18 protein-coding genes are annotated in these 17656 nt (G+C 65.5%); 5 read left to right on the forward strand and 13 right to left on the reverse strand.

Annotated features, from left to right (window positions below; translation table 11 throughout):
• Nucleotides 1-179 precede the first annotated feature (179 nt).
• The 3 genes from QO033_RS04775 to clpS are packed head-to-tail and all read right to left on the reverse strand — an operon-like array spanning nt 180 to nt 2347.
• The gene (locus QO033_RS04775) at nt 180-983 is read right to left on the reverse strand and encodes an SDR family NAD(P)-dependent oxidoreductase (protein ID WP_284479800.1); all 804 of its coding nucleotides are present in this window, start codon (nt 981-983) and stop codon (nt 180-182) included.
• A gap of 22 nt (nt 984-1005) precedes the next feature.
• Nucleotides 1006-1998 carry a class I SAM-dependent methyltransferase gene (locus tag QO033_RS04780; RefSeq protein WP_284479801.1) on the reverse strand — a complete coding sequence of 331 codons (993 nt, stop codon included), beginning with the start codon at nt 1996-1998 and terminating at the stop codon, nt 1006-1008.
• A gap of 7 nt (nt 1999-2005) precedes the next feature.
• Entirely contained in the window at nt 2006-2347 is a 342-nt protein-coding gene (clpS, locus tag QO033_RS04785) for an ATP-dependent Clp protease adapter ClpS (protein WP_284479802.1), read from the reverse strand.
• A 95-nt stretch (nt 2348-2442) separates the two neighbouring features.
• Between clpS and QO033_RS04790 the strand changes: the two genes are divergently transcribed.
• Complete coding sequence (locus QO033_RS04790; RefSeq protein ID WP_284479803.1) at nt 2443-3150, forward strand: HAD family hydrolase; 708 nt, start codon at nt 2443-2445, stop codon at nt 3148-3150.
• Between the two features lie 310 nt (nt 3151-3460).
• On the forward strand, nt 3461-4861 hold the full coding sequence (locus tag QO033_RS04795) for a D-alanyl-D-alanine carboxypeptidase family protein (RefSeq protein ID WP_284479804.1): 1401 nt from the start codon (nt 3461-3463) through the stop codon (nt 4859-4861).
• 84 nt (nt 4862-4945) lie between these two features.
• On the opposite strand, the gene ccoS is transcribed toward QO033_RS04795, so the two are convergent.
• From ccoS to QO033_RS04820, 5 genes are all read right to left on the reverse strand, one after another.
• On the reverse strand, nt 4946-5104 hold the full coding sequence (gene ccoS, locus QO033_RS04800; RefSeq protein WP_284479805.1) for a cbb3-type cytochrome oxidase assembly protein CcoS: 159 nt from the start codon (nt 5102-5104) through the stop codon (nt 4946-4948).
• A gap of 4 nt (nt 5105-5108) precedes the next feature.
• On the reverse strand, nt 5109-7289 hold the full coding sequence (locus QO033_RS04805) for a heavy metal translocating P-type ATPase (protein WP_284479806.1): 2181 nt from the start codon (nt 7287-7289) through the stop codon (nt 5109-5111).
• 150 nt (nt 7290-7439) lie between these two features.
• Nucleotides 7440-7898 (reverse strand): FixH family protein, encoded by a 459-nt coding sequence (locus QO033_RS04810; protein ID WP_284479807.1) that lies wholly within the window; start codon nt 7896-7898, stop codon nt 7440-7442.
• A 3-nt stretch (nt 7899-7901) separates the two neighbouring features.
• Nucleotides 7902-9332, reverse strand: a complete 1431-nt coding sequence (gene ccoG, locus QO033_RS04815; RefSeq protein WP_284479808.1) for a cytochrome c oxidase accessory protein CcoG — start codon at nt 9330-9332, stop codon at nt 7902-7904.
• Nucleotides 9333-9576: 244 nt separating this feature from the next.
• Complete coding sequence (locus QO033_RS04820; RefSeq protein WP_284479809.1) at nt 9577-10464, reverse strand: LysR family transcriptional regulator; 888 nt, start codon at nt 10462-10464, stop codon at nt 9577-9579.
• 101 nt (nt 10465-10565) lie between these two features.
• Here QO033_RS04820 and QO033_RS04825 point away from each other — a divergent pair, with 101 nt between their 5' ends.
• Nucleotides 10566-10715: a hypothetical protein gene (locus QO033_RS04825; protein WP_284479810.1), complete on the forward strand. Its 150-nt coding sequence runs from the start codon at nt 10566-10568 to the stop codon at nt 10713-10715.
• A gap of 195 nt (nt 10716-10910) precedes the next feature.
• On the opposite strand, the gene ccoP is transcribed toward QO033_RS04825, so the two are convergent.
• From ccoP to ccoN, 4 genes are read right to left on the reverse strand one after another with little or no spacing between them, the layout of a single operon-like run.
• Complete coding sequence (gene ccoP, locus QO033_RS04830; RefSeq protein WP_284479811.1) at nt 10911-11780, reverse strand: cytochrome-c oxidase, cbb3-type subunit III; 870 nt, start codon at nt 11778-11780, stop codon at nt 10911-10913.
• Nucleotides 11777-11962 carry a cbb3-type cytochrome c oxidase subunit 3 gene (locus QO033_RS04835; RefSeq protein ID WP_284479812.1) on the reverse strand — a complete coding sequence of 62 codons (186 nt, stop codon included), beginning with the start codon at nt 11960-11962 and terminating at the stop codon, nt 11777-11779. The genes ccoP and QO033_RS04835 overlap by 4 nt, the downstream gene beginning before the upstream one ends.
• 10 nt (nt 11963-11972) lie before the next feature.
• Nucleotides 11973-12704 (reverse strand): cytochrome-c oxidase, cbb3-type subunit II, encoded by a 732-nt coding sequence (gene ccoO, locus QO033_RS04840; RefSeq protein WP_284479813.1) that lies wholly within the window; start codon nt 12702-12704, stop codon nt 11973-11975.
• 14 nt (nt 12705-12718) lie between these two features.
• Entirely contained in the window at nt 12719-14323 is a 1605-nt protein-coding gene (gene ccoN / locus QO033_RS04845; RefSeq protein WP_284479814.1) for a cytochrome-c oxidase, cbb3-type subunit I, read from the reverse strand.
• 199 nt (nt 14324-14522) lie between these two features.
• Between ccoN and QO033_RS04850 the strand changes: the two genes are divergently transcribed.
• Nucleotides 14523-15362, forward strand: coding sequence for a universal stress protein (locus QO033_RS04850; protein WP_284479815.1), 840 nt, complete (start codon nt 14523-14525; stop codon nt 15360-15362).
• 131 nt (nt 15363-15493) lie between these two features.
• On the opposite strand, the gene fnrL is transcribed toward QO033_RS04850, so the two are convergent.
• Nucleotides 15494-16237 carry a transcriptional regulator FnrL gene (gene fnrL, locus QO033_RS04855; RefSeq protein WP_284479816.1) on the reverse strand — a complete coding sequence of 248 codons (744 nt, stop codon included), beginning with the start codon at nt 16235-16237 and terminating at the stop codon, nt 15494-15496.
• Nucleotides 16238-16297: 60 nt separating this feature from the next.
• Between fnrL and hemN the strand changes: the two genes are divergently transcribed.
• A complete protein-coding gene (gene hemN, locus QO033_RS04860) occupies nt 16298-17653 on the forward strand; it encodes an oxygen-independent coproporphyrinogen III oxidase (RefSeq protein WP_284479817.1) in 1356 nt (451 codons plus the stop codon).
• Nucleotides 17654-17656: the final 3 nt, after the last annotated feature.

The following is a 17656-nucleotide window of genomic DNA, read 5'->3' on the forward strand; positions in this document are numbered from 1 at the left end:
CACTCTAGCGGCGCTGGCGCCAGAGGCCAGCGGTTTCCGGTGCCGGCGGCCCCGGACCGGCGACCGCCCGGCCCGGATCCTGGTGGAGGAGAGGGGCTCTGCCCCTCGGTGTGCGGGCCGCGCGCCCACCCCGGGATATTTCAGGCCAGAAAAAGAGACCTGACGGACGGGAACCGCCGTCAGTGGGCCGGTGCCGCCACCGGATCGAGCAAGGTACGACCCCCGTCCAGCGTCAGAATCTGGCCGGTCATGAAGCCCGCGGCATCGGAGGCCAGGAACTGCGCCGTATCGGCCAGTTCAGAGGGGGCGGCAATCCGCGCCAGCGGCGTGTGATCCTCGATATCCTGGCGATATTCGCGATTGTCCTTCAGCGTGGTTTTCAGCGACGCGCTCATCACCGAGCCGATGGCAACGGCATTGACCCGGATCCGATGCGGCGCCAGCGCCACCGCCAGCGAGCGGGTCAGCTGATCGAGCGCGGCGGAGCTGACCGAATAGGCCATCAGATCGGGATGGGTGCGCCGGGCGGCGATGGAACTGAGGTTGATGATCGAGCCGGCACTGCCGGCGCCGTCGCGATCCTTGGCCTGCTTGATCATCCGCCGCGCCACCAACTGGCTGAGCCGCATCGCCGGCAACACGTTCTGGTTCAGCAGCGCGATCACCGAATCGTCGTCAGAATCCAGCGGATCGGAGGGGATCACCTGGCGCGCGCCGTTGACCAGCACATCGACCTGGTCGAAGGCGTCGATGGTGGCGGAGAGCAGATTGGCGATGGTCAGCCGTTCGCGCAGATCGCCAGCGAAATAGCGCACGTTGCTGTCTTCGACATGTTCGCCGAGTTCATCGATCAGCCGCGCCTCGTCGATATCGGCGAACATGACGTTGGCGCCCTTTTCGGCGAACTGGCGGCCGATGGCCAGGCCGATGCCGTTGGCGGCCCCGGTGACGATGGCGGTCTTGCCGGCGATGGAAAAGGACATCCTCAGCTCTCCCTGAAACGGATCATCCGCGGGCGCGTATGGGCCGCGTGGCGTGAAAGATCTTGAAACGCGTGTCGCCGGCGATCTCCTGATGCACGGCGAAGGCCGCGGACAGCGCGGCCTCATAGGGCAGATGGCGGTTGGCCACCATCCACAGCTGGCCACGCGGCGACAACAGCCGCGCCGCCGCGGCGATGAAGGCCTGCCCCAGCCCGGGATCGGCGCTGCGCTCGGTATGGAACGGCGGGTTCATCACCACCGCGTCGAGCGGCCGGTCAGCGTGGAAACGGCGGGCATCGGCCCAATGAAAGCGCACCCGCGGATCGGAGATATTCGCCTCGGCGCAAGTCAGCGCGATCCGGTCTGCCTCGACCAGATCGAGCGTTTCCAGCCGCGCGTCCTGCAGCAGATGAGCCGAGAGATAGCCCCAGCCGGCACCGAGATCGGCGACATGGGCGCCCAGATGCGCCGGCAGATGATCGACCAGCAGGCGTGAGGCCGGGTCGATACCATCGGCGGAAAACACTCCCGGCGCGGTGGTGAACCCCTCGACCTGCTGCCGATCAGGCGCCTGCCAGTCAGCCAGCGCCGCGGCATCGGCGGCAAACCAGAAGATGCGGCCATGCGCCTTGGAGAGCCCGCCCACGACGCTGAGCCGCTTGCGCAGGGCCCGCCACAGGCTGTCGACCCCGTCGGTCTTGCTGCCATCGACGATCACCAGACCGTCGCTGCGGGCGGCGGCCTCGGCGATCAGCGCCTGCGCCTGCCGCTTGGCGCGCGGCAGCATCACCACGACGGCGGCAAAGCGCATGCCCTCGGGCAGCTGCCAGCCGGTGGTCCAGCCAGCGGCGGCCAGCGCATCGTGATCGGGGCGAAACGGCTGAACGATCCGGACCCGCGCGAGCGTCAGCGGCGCCAGATCGGCGTCGGCGCGGGGGTGCAGCACCGCGATGGGGCCGACCTCGGGCAGGGACAACCCGCCTTCGGCCACCGCAAGGGCAAGACGCGCGGACAAGGCGCCCCTATTCCTCTTTTTCCATGGTGCATTGCAGCGGGTGCTGATGCCGGCGGGCGAAATCCATCACCTGCCCCACCTTGGTCTCGGCGATCTCGTGGCTGAAGACGCCAACAACCGCGACGCCCTTCTTGTGCACCGTCAGCATGACCTCGAATGCCTGAGCATGGGTCATGTTGAAGAATCGCTCCAGCACATGGACGACGAACTCCATCGGAGTATAGTCGTCATTGAGCAGCAGCACCTTGTACAGCGGCGGTCTCTTGGTCTTTGGCCGGGTCTTCAGCAGGATGGAGGTTTCGTCTTCATCGTCCTGCTTGTCCGTCATCATCAATGGCTGTAGCAGCATCGCGAAGCTCTAATCCGGTTCCGGGGTATGGGGTGAAGTCCCCCTACATATAACGTTCCGGCGGGTTTAGAAAAGGGAAAGCGGACTGACAAGCCATGGCGGACAGATTGACGGCAGTTGGTTTCGATGCGGATGACACCCTGTGGCATAATGAGCGCTGGTTCCGCCTGACCCAGGACCGCTTTGCCGGGCTGCTGGCCGATTACGCCGACCCCGATCACCTGTCCGACCGGTTGCTGGCAGCGGAGCGGCGCAACATCGGGCGCTATGGCTATGGCATCAAGGGCTTCGTGCTGTCGATGATCGAGACCGCCCTGGAGGTGACCGAGGACCGCGTCCCCGCCCCCGTTATCCGCGAGTTGATCGAAGCCGGGCAGGAAATGCTGGCCCATCCGATCGAGCTGCTGCCGCATGCCCGCGCGGCGGTGGAGCGGCTGGCCGAGAGCCATCGGGTGGTGCTGATCACCAAGGGCGATCTGATGGATCAGGAACGCAAGCTGGCGCAATCCGGGCTGGGCGATCTGTTCCACGGGGTCGAGATCGTGTCGGAGAAAACCCCCGAGGTCTATGCCCGCATCTTCGCGCGTCACGGCGATGGCGCGGCACGGGCGCTGATGGTCGGCAACTCCATGCGCTCGGACGTCGTGCCGGCGATCCGCGCCGGTGGCTGGGGCGTCTATGTGCCGCACGGGCTGGTCTGGGACATCGAACATGCCGAGCCGCCAACGGACTCGCCGCGCTACCGCACGATTGCCGACCTGGGGGAACTGCCCGATTTGGTGGCAGCCATCGAGGCGAATTGATTTGCCGTGACCCGCGGCGGATCCGCCGTGACGCCGCGACACTTTACTTAGAGTTTTAAGTAATACCGAGTGTTGCGGCCGAAGCGGTTCCGGTCCCAAGATGTTGGAAACCGCTTGGTCGGCAATTCAACACCGCGCCGCAAGCGGCGGGTTTATTTTGATAATTTCCTATGCTACCTTTTCATCAATAAAATTCACAAATCGCCCCGGGCCAGCCGGGAGCGACGAGGCAGACAGAGGCAACATCGTGCAGGTCCGGCGCAGTCGGTCGGCCCGCTATGGGCTGACGAATCTATACCCCGCTCTCATCATGGTCGCCCTTTGGGGCTGCCTGTTTATCACATTCTCCCCCAGACAGACGCAGGCGGCGCCCTATGCCGCGATGGTCATGGATGGCCGCACCGGAGAGGTGCTCTATTCGACCAATGCCGATACCCGGCTGCACCCTGCCTCGCTGACCAAGATGATGACGCTCTATGTCGCCTTCGAGGCGGTGCGGAACGGCGAAATCACCATGGACACCATGGTCCGGGTGTCGAAGAACGCCGCCAGCGAGCAGCCTTCCAAGCTGGGGCTGCACACCGGCCAGAAGATCGCCCTGCGCTATCTGGTGCGGGCCGCGGCAGTGAAATCGGCCAATGATGCCGCCACCGCCATCGGCGAGGCGATCAGCGGCTCCGAAGCCGCCTTTGCCCGTCGCATGACCCGCACGGCGAAGGCGCTGGGGATGACCCGGACCACCTTCAAGAACGCGCACGGACTGACCGCCAGCGGGCATCTGTCCACCGCCCATGACATGACGATCCTCGGCCGCCATCTGCTTTACGACTATCCCGAATATTACAACCTGTTCTCGCGCCGCAGTACCAATGCCGGGATCAAGACGGTGACCTCCCACAACCGTATTCTCGACAGTTACCGGGGCGCCGACGGTATCAAGACCGGCTATACCCGCGCGGCTGGCTTCAACCTCGTGGCCTCGGCCAAGCGCGGCGACAAGCGTATCATCGCCACCGTCTTCGGCGGCAAGTCCTCCACCTCGCGCAATGCCAAGGTGGCAGAGCTTCTGGACCTCGGTTTCCGCCGGGCCCCGAACCGGGCGCCGATCCGCAAGCCGTCGCGTCCCGCCTATGCCGGCAATTCCGATGGCGGCCACGGCCAGGCCGGCAAGGTGGTGCGTCTGGTCGGCGCAGTGCAGACCAGCCTGCGCCCGATCGCGCGGCCCGGCGACAGCAGCCCGGCCACGACCGTCGATCCCGAACTGGTCGCCAGGTCCGAGGGCGGGCCCGACGCGGATGTCATCGCCGCCGCCGTCGCCGAGGCGATCCTGACCTCCGGCGGCAGCGAGGCACCGACCCAGGCGCCGCGCCCGGAAATGCGCCCGGACGAACTGCGCGAGGCGGTTCTGGCCGACGCCAGCACAGAGGAACCGATCGAACCGCAGGAGATCGTCACCCGCCTGTCGACTTCCGGGGAACGGCACTGGGGCATCAATGTCGGCCGCTATCCCAACCGCTATCAGGCGGAAAAGACCCTGCTGCGCACCGCCCTGTCCGAGATGGAGACCCTGGATGGCACCCTGCGCAAGGTGGTGCACACCCAGCGCGGGTTCGATGCCAATTTCATGGGGATGAGCGAGGAAAGCGCCGAGCTGGCCTGCCGCCGGCTGAAGGCCCGCAACCTGACCTGCAACCTGATCGCCCCCTCCTGAGGCGGCGAAATCAGTGCCCAGAAGACAGAAGGAGCGGCCCGGCGGCCGCTCCTTTTTCATGTCATCCCGCGCGTTGCCCCGCCGTCAGGGTTTCGGGTGATCGTCCCACTCGTCGCTGAGGATGCGGCGACTGTCGCCCTCGGGGTCGTCGTACTGGCCCGATTTCACCGTGTAGATGAAGGCAACCAGCCCCACCGCACCCAGCGTCAGGGAGATCGGGATCAGATAACTCAGGACTTCCATCGGCTCACCTCAGCCTCAGCGCGTTCAGCGATACGGTAATCGAGGAGGAGGACATCGCCAATGCGGCTATCAGCGGCGTGGCGAAACCGGCCACCGCCAACGGCACCGCGATGATGTTATAGACCGTGGCGATACGGAAATTCTCGCGGATGCGGCGGGTGGCGCGGCGGGCGACATCGCAGGCCTCGGCGATCGGGGTCAGATCCTGCCCCAGCAGCACGATGTCGGAAGCGACACGGGCCGCATCCAGCGCCGAGGCCGGCGAGATCGACACATGCGCCGCCGCCAGCGCGGCGGTGTCGTTCAGCCCGTCGCCGACCATCAGCACCTTTCGGCCCTGCTCCGACAGCTGGGCGATCCGGGCGGCCTTGTCTTCCGGCAGAGCCTCCGCCACCCAGCGGGAAATCCCCAGCCGCCCGGCCAGCGCCTCAACCGCCGCGGTGGTATCGCCGGAGATCAGCAGCACCTCCTTGCCGGCCTTCTGCAACGCTGCCACCGCTGCGGCGGCCCCCGGACGCAGCGCGTCGGAGAAGACGAAGGGCCGGGCCTCCGCCCCGCCGACCGACAGCCAGGCCGCCGTCTGTGCGCCCTGCGTGGCCCCGACCCAGGCGGCACGGCCCAGCCGCACGGTGCGACCGCGCCAGATCGCCTCGGTGCCATAGCCGGGCACCTCGTGCAGATCGCCGAGCGTGGCGGGCTTGATCCCGGCCTCGCGCGCGGCGCGCGACAGCGCCAGCGACAGCGGGTGGGACGAGGCCTCGGCCAGCGCCAGCGCGATTTCCAGATCGGCGCGGGTGTGATCGCCCAGATTGGTCAGCTCAGGCGTGCCCGCGGTCAGCGTGCCGGTCTTGTCGAAGACCACGGTATCGACTTCGGCCAGCCGCTCCAGCGCGGTGGCATGTTTGATCAGCATCCCCTTGCGGAACAGCCGCCCGGAGGCGGCGGTGGTCACTGCCGGCACCGCCAGCCCCAGCGCGCAGGGGCAGGTGATGATCAGCACCGCCGCGGCGATGTTCAGCGCGGTGCGCACGTCCCAGGTATAGAGATACCACCCGACGAAGCTGAGCGCGGAGAGGATATGCACCCCCGGCGCATAGAGCTTGGCGGCGCTGTCGGCCAGAGAAGTATAGCGCGAGCGCCCCGATTCCGCGATTGCCACCAGATCGGCCATCCGGTGCAGCGAGGTATCCTCTCCCACGGCAGTGGCGCGGATGGTCAGGGGGCCGGTCAGATTGACCTCCCCCGCGCTGACCGGCACGCCGGGTTCGGCAAAGACCGGCACGGTTTCCCCGGTCAGGAGCGAGCGGTCCAGTTCGGAGCGGCCGGCGGTGATCTCTCCGTCGACGGGCATGCGTCCGCCCGGGCGCACCCGGATCAGATCGCCGATGCGCAGCTCGGCGACGGCGACTTCCTCTTCGCCATCCTCGGTCAGCCGCCAGGCCCGCGGCACTTCCAGCGCCGACAGCTCCTCTGCCGCCGAGCGCGCCACCGCGCGGGTGCGATAGTCCAGGTAGCGCCCCGCCAGCAGGAAGAACGTCAGCGTCAGCGCCGCGTCGAAATAGGCGTGCTCGCCCGACAGCGAGGTTTCCCACATCGAGGTGACCAGCGCCAGGACGATGGCCAGGACGATCGGCACATCCATGTTCAGCCGCCCGACCCGCAGCGCGCTCCAGGCATTGACGAAGAAGGGCTTGGCCGAAAAGGCGATGGCCGGCAGGGTGATCGCGGCCGAAATCCAGTGGAACATGTCGCGCGTCGCGTCGGTCGCCCCCGACCAGACCGAGACCGACAGCAGCATCACGTTCATCGAGGCAAAGCCGGCCACCGCCAGCCGCATCAGCAAATCCCGCCCGGTGCGGTCGGTCTGGGTGGCCTGCAGGGTGCCGGCGTCCAGCTCGTGCGCCTCATAGCCGGCGCGCTCCAGCACCGGGATCAGATCGGCGGCGCGGATCTCGGGATCGGCCTCGACCATGGCGCGTTTCAGCGTCAGGTTCACCCGCGCCGAATGCACCCCCGGGGTGGCGTTCAGCTCGCGCTCCACGGTGGAGATACAGGCCTGGCAATGGATCCCCGGCAGGGACAGCGCCAGCCGCGCGTCCTTGGGCGTCTCTTCAATGGGTTGCGCCGGGGCGGCGATACAGCCGGGACAGGCTGCGGCCGAGGGGGGGCGAAGCTCTGCGGTCATGGGATTTCCGAAGATTGGAAGGAAAATCGTGGAGCGTCCGGCAGGGGGCCGGAGCAGGCATCGCAGAGCGATGCAGGCGCGGCCGCCCGGTCCCTAAGGATCGGGCCCCCCAGGGGCCACCGGCCCGGGATCGGGGCGACCGCCGCCATCTCAGCCCGCCACGTAGAAGACGAGCCGCTGGGTGAACTCGGTCCCGTCGTCGGCCAGGGCCTGCAGCCGCAGGTCCCATTTGCCGGGACGCAGCTCCGCCGGGGCGACATAGGCCATCCCGTCGAATTCGAAGGCGGGCAGGAAATCGTCCTGCCGCTCGGTGGCGCGGCCGATGCTGGCCTGCATCGAGGCGACGCGCACCGGCTGGCCGGCATCATCCGTGATCGCCATGATCACCAGACCGCCCTGGTGTTTGACATCGACGGTCCAGCCCAGGGCCTCCTGCGCCGCCCGGCGGGTGTTGAACTCCTGACTGGCGACGTAGGAGTTATGCACCTCCAGCCCCGGAAAGGTCCGGATCGCGTTATAGGCCAGCGCGATATTCACCCCGATGATGATGCCGAAGGCACCGACGAAGACCATCAGGGCATGGCGCCCGGTAAATTCGCGTTGAGCCACGGATCAGTTCTCCCTGCCGTTGAAGGTGCTGTCCTTCGACGCCCGTTCGCCGCTCACCGTGTCCTCGACCCAGAAGCGCAGATCGGTGGCTTCGGCATGGGCCGGCGCGGACTCTTTCGGTGCGACGACATAGACCCGTTGAAGATAGGCGGTATCGGCCGGCACGTCGACCGTATCCCCGTCCACCCCTTCGAGGTGGATCTGCATCGACGGATCGCCCACCACCGACAGGCGGAACGGACGCGGCTCGCCATGCTTGTTGCGCAGCCGCATGTCATAGGTGTTGCGGATGGAGCCGTCGGACAGCGTCACGAAGGTCGGGTTGCGCACCGGCGCCACCGTCAGGTCGATATCGGGGCGGATGAACAGCGCGAAAATAAGGCCGACGCCGACCAGCGACCAAAGGGTGGTGTAGAGGATCGTGCGCGGCCGCAGGATATGTTTCCACACGCTGCGCGGCGCCTGCCCCGAGCGTTCGTTCACCTCGTCGCTGAGCGCCATGTAATCGATCAGGCCACGCGGTTTGCCGACCTTGGCCATCACGTCGTCGCAGGCATCGATGCAGAGCGCGCAGGTGATACAGGCCAGCTGTTGGCCATCGCGGATGTCGATCCCCATCGGGCACACGTTGACGCAGGCATTGCAGTCGATGCAATCGCCCAGCTGTTCCGCCCCTTCCGCCTTGCGGTGCTTGCCGCGCGGCTCGCCGCGCCATTCGCGATAGCCGACAACCAGCGTATCCTCATCCATCATCGCCGCCTGGATCCGCGGCCACGGGCAGGCGTAGATGCAGATCTGTTCCCGCGCGAAACCGCCGAAGAAGAAGGTGGTGAAGGTCAGCACCAGCATGGTGGTATAGGCCACCGGATGCGCCTGACCGGTCACCAGATCGTGCAGCAGTGTCGGCGCATCGGCGAAATAGAACACCCAGGCGCCGCCAGTGGCCAGGCCGATCAGAAACCAGACGACCCATTTGGTCAGCCGCAGCCGCACCTTGCGGAAATCCAGCTTTTTCTGACGGTGCAGCCGCAGACGCGCGTTGCGGTCGCCCTCCACCCAGCGTTCGACAAGGATGAAGAGGTCGGTCCAGACCGTCTGCGGGCAGGCATAGCCGCACCAGACCCGCCCCAGCGCCGAGGTGAACAGGAACAGCCCCAGCCCCGCCATGATCAGCAGCCCCGCCACGAAATAGAATTCATGCGGCCAGATCTCGATCCAGAAGAAATAGAACCGGCGGTTCGCCAGATCGAGCAGCACCGCCTGATCCGGCAGCTCCGGCCCGCGGTCCCAGCGGATCCAGGGGGTGATGTAATAGACGCCGAGCATGAGGGAGAGCAGGATCCATTTGAGGTTCCTGAACTTTCCCGACACGCGGCGGGGAAAGATCGGCTCCCTGGCGGAATAAAGGCTGGGGGCTGGGTTGGAATCGGTCACGGATTCACTCCGGGGTCAAAGGTCTGGGTTCTGCGCCTTGTCCCATCCGGGTCACAAGGTCACCTTGATTTGGGTCAATAATACCTATCGGGCAAATATCTTTAGCCTCAGGGGGCGCCACCGGTACAGCGCCCCTGCCCCGCCTCCCTGCGACATAACAACGCTGATCAGCTTCACCGCCCCCTGCCCCTAGAAGATTAGCGCCCCGCCTCCGGCCTCGATCCGACCGGATCGCACGCGGGCCTCAGGCGGCGGGCGGCGCCGTGCTGCGCGCCTCGCGCCGGAGCCAGGCGATGAAGGCGCGGGCGGCGGGGCGCAGCGGGCCGGGGCGGTGGACGATGTGGTATCCCCCGTCGGGCCGGCTCTGGAACAGTTCGACCAGCCGGCCGGCGGCCAGATCGGCCTCGACGAAGAGACGCACGATCAACAGCAGCCCCTGCCCCTGCCGGGCGCTTTCCAGCGTCAGGTTGCCCGGCAGATGGATGCGGCGGGTGATATCCGGCACCGCCCCTTCGGTCGACAGCCACTGGCTCGCCTCATTGGTGCCCAGCTCCTCGATCCAGGGCAGATCGGCCAGGTCCTGGGCGCTGTCCACCCGGCGTCCGGCCAGCAGCGCCGGCGCGGCCACCACCGACAGGGGCGCCGGCAACAGCGGTTCGCTCTCCAGTCCAGGCCAGCCGCCTTCGCCGTGCCGCAGCGCCAGATCAATGCCGCCCGGCTGCAGGTCGACCAGCTGAGGCGAGGGGTCGACCCGCAGGCTGACATCGGGGTGCTTCTCGGAGAACCCGGCCAGTCGCGGCAGCAGCCAGTAGCCCGCCAGGCTGGGGGTCACGCTGACATGCAGCGGCCGGTCGGCGGCCCGGCCGGCCAGGTCCTGCACCGCCGCATGGATCGCCCCGAAGCCCAGCGTCAACGCATCGGCCAGCTGGCGCCCCTCCGCCGTCAGGGTCAGCCCCCGCCCCGACCGGTCGAACAGCGTCACCCCCAGATGCGCCTCCAGCTGCCGCAGCTGCTGGCTCACCGCCGCATGGCTGACGTTCAGCGCCGCCCCGGCCTGCTGCAACGTGCCGGTTTCGGCGAAGGCGGCAAAGGCCCGCAGCGCCGCGAGCGGGGGCATCTGCAGCCAGTTCATCTGAAACCCCAGCTTACATATTCGTTTTCCATTTGAATGGCGCGACTCCCCGTTTCGGCCAAGGATAACAGCAGAGAGGATCACTGGGAAAGGATCATAGGATGCTGGATATCTTGGCCAAGACTTTCATGACCGCAACCCGCAGCACACCGCCGGATTACCCGGCAGCACGGGAAGAGCGGCGGCGCTGGCTGCCGCAGGGCCACTGGTGGTATCGCGCCGGGGAAACCCCGGGCCCGACGCGCCGCTGACTGCTGCAGGCTCCGCCCTCAGGATGGAGACAAACGGATCGGGCCCGCCCAGAGGGGAACTCTGGACGGGCCCGTATAATCTGCGTACGATATGTATCTAATCGGCGCCGGCTTTCCAGGAAACGCGCGAACAGATCGAAAAGCCGGCGCCGTCCCGCCGGGCCGCAGCAACGGCCCGCAGGAATTCTTCCGGGCTTACTCGCCGCCCCCGAGCTGGTGGACGTAGAGCGCCGCAGCACGAATTTCATGCTCGCTCAGACGCAACCCCCAGGCCGGCATCACGCCGAAACGGGCGTTCACCACCGTCTCCTTGATGGTGTCGTAATCTCCACCATAGAGCCAGATCGCATCGGTCAGGTTCGGTGCGCCCTGCTCGCGGTCGCCGGTGCCGTCGTCCATGTGACAGGAGGCGCAGTTGTCCGCGAAGACCACCGAGCCCGGCTCGACCATGGTGCCGTCCTGCGCGCTGCCGCTCAGCGACATCACGAAGTTGACCACCTGATCGATCTCCTCATCGCTCAAGAGCTCGTCGCGCCCGAAGGCCGGCATCTGCGAATAGCGGGCATCGCCGTCATCCTCGTTCCGCACCCCATGGGTGACGGTGTAGTGGATCGCTTCGATGTCCCCACCCCAGAGCCAGTCGTCGTCCAGCAGGTTGGGATAGCCCTTGGCGCCGGCAGCGCCGGAGCCATGGCACTGGGCGCACCAGGTCTTGAACACCGCCGCCCCGGCCGAAACCGCATAGCTGTTCAGGTCGGGCTCTGCCGCGACTTCGGTCAGTTCGGTCGACACCAGCCGCGCGTTGATCGCCGCGTTGGCCTCGTTCACCGCCGCGATGTCCTGGGCGACATCGCCCCGGGTCGACCAGCCCAGAACGCCGGACGTGGCGCTCTTGATACCCGGCCAGGCCGGATAGGCGATGGTATAGCCGATCGCCCAGATGATGCAGGCATAGAAGGTCCAGAGCCACCAGCGCGGCAGCGGGTTGTTGAACTCTTCGATCCCGTCCCAGCTGTGGCCGGTCGTTTCTGGGTCGCCCTTGTGTTTTTGGGGTGCCTTGCTCATGTCCGCGCCTCCTTATCCGTCGCGGGTTTGTCTTCGTGCCGGAACGGGATGTCCGCCGTGTCGCGGTAGGTCTTGCTGCTGCCCGGGCGGAACACCCAGATCACCACGCCCACAAAGAAGGCGAAGAGAAGCAGCAGCATCCAGCTGTCCGCGAATTGCCGTAGAAACGTGTAATGTTCCATTCGGCCCTCCTCAGCGGCTCTCGTCAGGCGTGAAGGTCGAGAAATCGACCAGCGTACCCAGCATCTGCAGATAGGCGATGACCGCATCCATTTCCGAAACACCGGGCTGGCCGTCGAAGTTGCGCACATTCACGCTGTCTTCGCCGTAGCGCTCGACCAGACCGTCGTAATCGCTGTCCGGGTTGGATTGGGCGAGGAAGTCCGCCTGCGCATTTTCCAGCATCTCGTCGGTATAGGGAACGCCGACGAAGGCATGGGTCTTCATCACGTCCTCGATATACTGGCCCTCGACCATCTTGTGCTTGAGGAACCCGTATTTCGGCATCACCGACTCCGGCACCACCGATTGCGGGTTGGTCAGGTGGTCGACGTGCCATTCATCCGAATAGCGCCCGCCCACCCGGGCCAGATCCGGCCCGGTCCGCTTGGAGCCCCACTGGAACGGGTGGTCGTACATCGACTCCGCCGCCAGCGAGTAATGGCCATAGCGTTCGACCTCGTCCCGCATCGGGCGGATCATCTGGCTGTGGCAGACATAGCAGCCCTCGCGGATGTAGATCTCGCGCCCGGCCAGTTCGAGAGGGGTGTAGGGACGCATGCCCTCCACCTTCTCGATGGTGTTTTCCAGCCAGAACAGCGGGGCGATCTGCACGATGCCGCCGATCGTCACGACCAGGAAGCTGAAAATCAGCAGCAGGGTCGCGTTGGTCTCGAGGATTTTGTGTTTGTCGAGAATTGCCATCGGTGCGTCCTCCCTTATTCGGCCGGCACCGTGACTGCGAGGCTGGCCTCTTTGGCCGGTGCCCTACGGACAGTCATGATGAGGTTGTAGACCATGATGACGGCACCGGTGAGGTAGAGAACCCCGCCCAGACCCCGCACCACATACATCGGGAACTTGGCCGCCACGGTATCGGCGAAGGAGTTCACCAGGAAGCCGTTGGCATCCACTTCACGCCACATCAGGCCTTCCATGATCCCGGTCACCCACATCGACGCGGCATAGAGCACGATGCCGATGGTGGCGAGCCAGAAGTGCCAGGAGACCAGCTGCACGGAATAGATCCGTTCGCGTTTCCACAGCACCGGCGTCAGGAAGTAGAGCGCGCCGAAGGTGATCATGCCGTTCCAGCCGAGCGCACCGGAGTGGACGTGACCGATGGTCCAGTCGGTGTAGTGCGACAGCGAGTTGACGGCGCGGATCGACATCATCGGGCCTTCGAAGGTCGACATGCCGTAGAAGCCGACGGAGATCACCATCATCCGGATGATCGGGTCGGTGCGCAGCTTGTCCCAGGCGCCCGAAAGCGTCATCAGCCCGTTGATCATGCCGCCCCAGGAGGGCATCCACAGCACGATCGAGAACACCATGCCCAGCGTCGAGGCCCAGTCAGGCAGCGCGGTATAGTGCAGGTGGTGCGGACCGGCCCAGATGTAGATGAAGATCAGCGCCCAGAAGTGGATGATCGACAGCTTGTAGGAGAACACCGGACGCTCGGCCTGTTTCGGGATGAAGTAGTACATCATCCCCAGGAAGCCGGCGGTCAGGAAAAAGCCCACGGCGTTGTGGCCGTACCACCATTGCGTCATGGCGTCCTGCACACCCGACATCACCTGAACCGACCGCGAGCCCCAGATCGAGATCGGGATCGAGATGTTGTTGACCACATGCAGCATGGCCACGGTGACGATGAAGGACAGGTAGAACCAGTTCGCGACGTAGATATGCGGTTCCTTGCGCTTGATGATCGTGCCCAGGAACACCGCCAAATAGGCGACCCAGACGATGGTCAGCCACCAGTCGACGTACCACTCCGGCTCGGCGTATTCGCGCGACTGGGTGGCGCCCAGCAGATAGCCGGTGGCCGCCAGCACGATGAACAGCTGGTAGCCCCAGAACACGAACCAGGCGAGGTTACCGCCCCAGAGACGGGCGGCGCTGGTGCGCTGCACCACATAGAAGGAGGTTGCGATCAGCGCGTTGCCGCCAAAGGCGAAGATCACCGCCGAGGTATGCAAGGGACGCAGGCGACCGAAGTTGCCATGCCCCTGCAGCCAGTCGAAGTTCAGCTGCGGGAAGGCCAGCTGAAAGGCGATGAACGTGCCTGCCAGAAAGCCGATCACGCCCCAGAAACCGGTGGCGATCACGCCGGCGCGCACGACGCTGTCGAGATATTCGTTTTTCGGGGTCGCGAGAACCGGTTCGCCGGTTTTCCGCAGGGTGTAGAGAAACAGGCCACCGGCCACGAGCATCACGATGATGGCGTGGACCATGTAGGCCAAATCACGCGCGTAGTTGGCGGCCATCGCTGCAAACAATGTCACCAAACCAAGCGCAATAAGCTTGATCGTATTAGGCATTTCACGTCCCTTTGCCTTGTCCCGCGCGATTCTTGCGCCGCGCCAGACGGGTTCAGACCTCAGTTTACATGCAAAAGCCCCCCGGTCGACACCTTGATCTGCATCAAGACGCCCTTGCCATTTCTGTGACAGGCATTGAAACTAAGTTCTCAAGGCTTCCGGCGGTCTCGTTGGAAGAGCCTAAGACAAAGAGGTTCCAATGGCTTACAAATCCCTGCTGACCGTTCTGACCGATCCGAAGGTGTCAGACGCCACCATCGCGCAGCTGATCGCGCTGGCGGAGGCACAGGATGCCCATGCCGAGGCGCTCTGCCTTGGTGTGGACCGTACCCAGACCGGGTATTATTACGCCGGCGCCAACGCGATGATCCTTCAGGAAACCCTGGAGCGCGCCAGCGCCGAAGCCGAGGCCACGCTGGCCTATGCGAAGGAAAAGCTCGGCCTGTCGGACATCCGCTGGTCGGTGGAGGACGGGGTGGCGCAGATCGCCGATCTCGGACGTCACGTCGCCTATCGCGCCCGTTTTTCAGATCTGGTGGTGCTGCCGCGTCCCTATGGCGAAGCACTCGGGGCCGAGGCCGAACCGATTGTTGAGGCCGCCCTGTTCGAAGGCCGTGCGCCGGTGCTGGTGGTGCCCGACAACTGTACACCCAAGGGCCAGCCCAATACCGTGCTGGTGGCCTGGAACGAAAGCGTCGAGTCGATGGACGCGATCCGCAAGGCGCTGCCCTTCCTGATCGCTGCCGAACAGGTACGGATCGTGGTGATCGATCCGCCGCAGCACGGCCCGGAACGCTCCGATCCCGGTGGCCTTCTGTCGCAGATGCTGTCGCGCCACGGTGTGAGCTGCGAGATCGATGTGCTGAGCAAGACCATGCCGCGGATCTCCGACATCCTGCTGCGCCATGCCACCGACACCAACGCCGACATGATCGTGATGGGGGCCTATGGCCATTCGCGGTTCCGCGAGGCGATCCTTGGCGGGGCGACCCGCAACATGCTGGAACAGGCGACAATTCCGATCTTCATGGCGCATTGAGCGCTGTGATCGGTTGATCCCGTGCTGCCCGGTTCGCAAGGACCGGGCGGTTCTTTTTCGGCGAAGGACGGCACGGCATTCGCCCCTGCCCCGCAGATTTGAGATCAGAAGTGGAACAGGACGCGGCCGCGTCAGGCCATCAGCCCGCCATCGCTGTCGTCACCGGCCTCTTCCATCAGCCGGCCCATGTCTGGCACGGTGACGTGGCGCTTGCCTTCCAGCAGGATCACCCCGTCCTTCTTCAGCGCCGACATCTGGCGGCTGACGGTTTCCAGCGTCAGGCCCAGGTAATCCGCCATCGCCTCCCGCGTCAGCGGCAGGTCGAAGACCATCGGCCCCGCCGGGCCATTGGGGCTGAGCGAGGCATCGCGGCGGGCGATGATCGACAGCAGCGAGGCGATCTTCTCCCGCGCGGTCTTGCGGCCCAGTACCAGCATCCACTCCCGCGCCGCATCGAGCTCGTCCAGCGTCATCTCGAGCAGCCGGTGCGCGATATGCGGGGTCTGCGCCATCAGCGTCTCAAAGGGTTTCTTGCGGAAGCAGCACATCACCACATCGGTGGTCGCCGTCACGTCATAGGCCGAACCGTCGCGCCCGGGGCGGCCGACGAAATCCGACGGCAGCAACAGCCCCACCATCTGGGTGCGGCCATCCTCCATCGTCTGGGTCAGCGAGGCGATGCCGGAAATCACCGTCCCGACGAAGCCCATCTTGTCGCCGGACCAGAGAATGGTCTGGCCGGCTTCGAAATTGCGATAATACTTGATGCTTTCCAGTTCTTCGAGCTCGTCTTGCTCACACCGCGCACAGACCGCCCGGTGGCGGATCGGACAATCCGCGCAATTGCCGGAGATATGGTGGGTCATGACAGACATCGGGGCCTCAATTGATCTGGGTCAAGGCATATAGCCGAGCATCCAAATTAGCTTAATGTCATGTCCGTGAAATCTCAATTGGCCGAGCTGGGTTTATTTGATGCGCGTGTTCCGCGCTACACCAGCTATCCGACCGCACCGCATTTCGGCGCTGCGGTGGACGGGGATCAATTTGGCGCGTGGATCGCATCGGTTCCCGAGGGGAGCCAGATTTCGCTCTACGTGCATGTCCCCTTCTGCCGGCGGCTTTGTTGGTTCTGTGCCTGCCGCACCCAGGGCACGCAGAGCGATTCTCCCGTCATCGCCTATGTCGAGACGCTGAAGGAAGAGCTGAGGTTGCTGGCCGGCCGGCTGCCCGAAGGGGTGACGCTGTCGCGGTTGCACTGGGGCGGCGGCACGCCGACGCTCCTCAGCCCCGATCTGATGACCGATCTGGCACAGGCGATCTTCGCGGTGGCCCCCTTGGGGCCGGACGCCGAATTCTCGGTCGAGATCGACCCGAACGAAATCGACGATGCCCGGCTCGATGCGCTGGCGGCTGCGGGGATGAACCGCGCCTCCATCGGGGTTCAGGACTTCGACGACGAAATCCAGAAAACCATCGGCCGCATTCAGGGCTATGAGGTGACGCGCAAGGCGATCGAGATGATCCGCGCCCGCGGCATCGAAAGCCTGAACGCCGATATTCTCTTCGGCCTGCCGCATCAGACCCGCGCGCGGATGACCGAAAGCGTGCAGAAGCTGCTGTCGCTGAACCCCGACCGGGTGGCGCTCTATGGCTATGCCCATGTGCCCTGGATGGCCAAGCGGCAACAGCTGATCCCGTCTGAGGCACTGCCGACGCCGGAGGCGCGGCTGGAGCTGTTCGACACCGCCCGGCGACTGTTTCTCTGGGACGGCTATGCCGAGATCGGCATCGACCATTTCGCCCGCCCCGAGGACGGTCTGACCCGGGCGCTGCAGGCCGGAACGCTGAAGCGCAACTTTCAAGGGTATACCGACGATCAGGCCGAGGTTCTGATCGGCGTCGGCGCCTCGTCGATCTCGCGCTTTCCGCAGGGCTATGCGCAGAACGCCCCGGCGACCTCGGCCCATACCGCGGCGATCCGCGATGGCCGATTCTCCACCAGCCGCGGCCATGTCTTCACCGATGAGGACCGGCTGCGCGGCCGTATGATCGAGATGCTGATGTGCGAGTTCCGCATCGATGCCGCCGAAATCCGCGACCGTTTCACCCTGCCCGAAGCGCAGCTGCAGGCGATGTTCGCCGAGACCGCCCGCGCCTTTCCCGGCATGCTGGAGATCGGCCCGGACGCGCTGGCGATCCGGCAGGAGGCGCGGCCGCTGGCCCGGATGATCGCGCGCAGCTTCGACGCCTATGACCTGAGCAAGGCCGGCCACAGCTCGGCGATCTGATCT

The sequence above is a fragment of the Pseudodonghicola flavimaris genome (assembly GCF_030164425.1).
GTDB lineage: Bacteria > Pseudomonadota > Alphaproteobacteria > Rhodobacterales > Rhodobacteraceae > Pseudodonghicola > Pseudodonghicola flavimaris.

Excerpts from the sequence above, each read along its gene's own strand:
- QO033_RS04775 (WP_284479800.1), bottom strand. The coding sequence starts at position 983 with ATGTCCTTTTCCATCGCCGGCAAGACCGCCATCGTCACCGGGGCCGCC.
- clpS (WP_284479802.1), bottom strand. The coding sequence starts at position 2,347 with ATGCTGCTACAGCCATTGATGATGACGGACAAGCAGGACGATGAAGAC.
- QO033_RS04790 (WP_284479803.1), top strand. The coding sequence starts at position 2,443 with ATGGCGGACAGATTGACGGCAGTTGGTTTCGATGCGGATGACACCCTG.
- QO033_RS04795 (WP_284479804.1), top strand. The coding sequence starts at position 3,461 with ATGGTCGCCCTTTGGGGCTGCCTGTTTATCACATTCTCCCCCAGACAG.
- ccoS (WP_284479805.1), bottom strand. The coding sequence starts at position 5,104 with ATGGAAGTCCTGAGTTATCTGATCCCGATCTCCCTGACGCTGGGTGCG.
- QO033_RS04805 (WP_284479806.1), bottom strand. The coding sequence starts at position 7,289 with ATGACCGCAGAGCTTCGCCCCCCCTCGGCCGCAGCCTGTCCCGGCTGT.
- QO033_RS04820 (WP_284479809.1), bottom strand. The coding sequence starts at position 10,464 with ATGAACTGGCTGCAGATGCCCCCGCTCGCGGCGCTGCGGGCCTTTGCC.
- QO033_RS04825 (WP_284479810.1), top strand. The coding sequence starts at position 10,566 with ATGCTGGATATCTTGGCCAAGACTTTCATGACCGCAACCCGCAGCACA.
- ccoP (WP_284479811.1), bottom strand. The coding sequence starts at position 11,780 with ATGAGCAAGGCACCCCAAAAACACAAGGGCGACCCAGAAACGACCGGC.
- QO033_RS04835 (WP_284479812.1), bottom strand. The coding sequence starts at position 11,962 with ATGGAACATTACACGTTTCTACGGCAATTCGCGGACAGCTGGATGCTG.
- ccoO (WP_284479813.1), bottom strand. The coding sequence starts at position 12,704 with ATGGCAATTCTCGACAAACACAAAATCCTCGAGACCAACGCGACCCTG.
- ccoN (WP_284479814.1), bottom strand. The coding sequence starts at position 14,323 with ATGCCTAATACGATCAAGCTTATTGCGCTTGGTTTGGTGACATTGTTT.
- QO033_RS04850 (WP_284479815.1), top strand. The coding sequence starts at position 14,523 with ATGGCTTACAAATCCCTGCTGACCGTTCTGACCGATCCGAAGGTGTCA.
- fnrL (WP_284479816.1), bottom strand. The coding sequence starts at position 16,237 with ATGTCTGTCATGACCCACCATATCTCCGGCAATTGCGCGGATTGTCCG.
- hemN (WP_284479817.1), top strand. The coding sequence starts at position 16,298 with ATGTCCGTGAAATCTCAATTGGCCGAGCTGGGTTTATTTGATGCGCGT.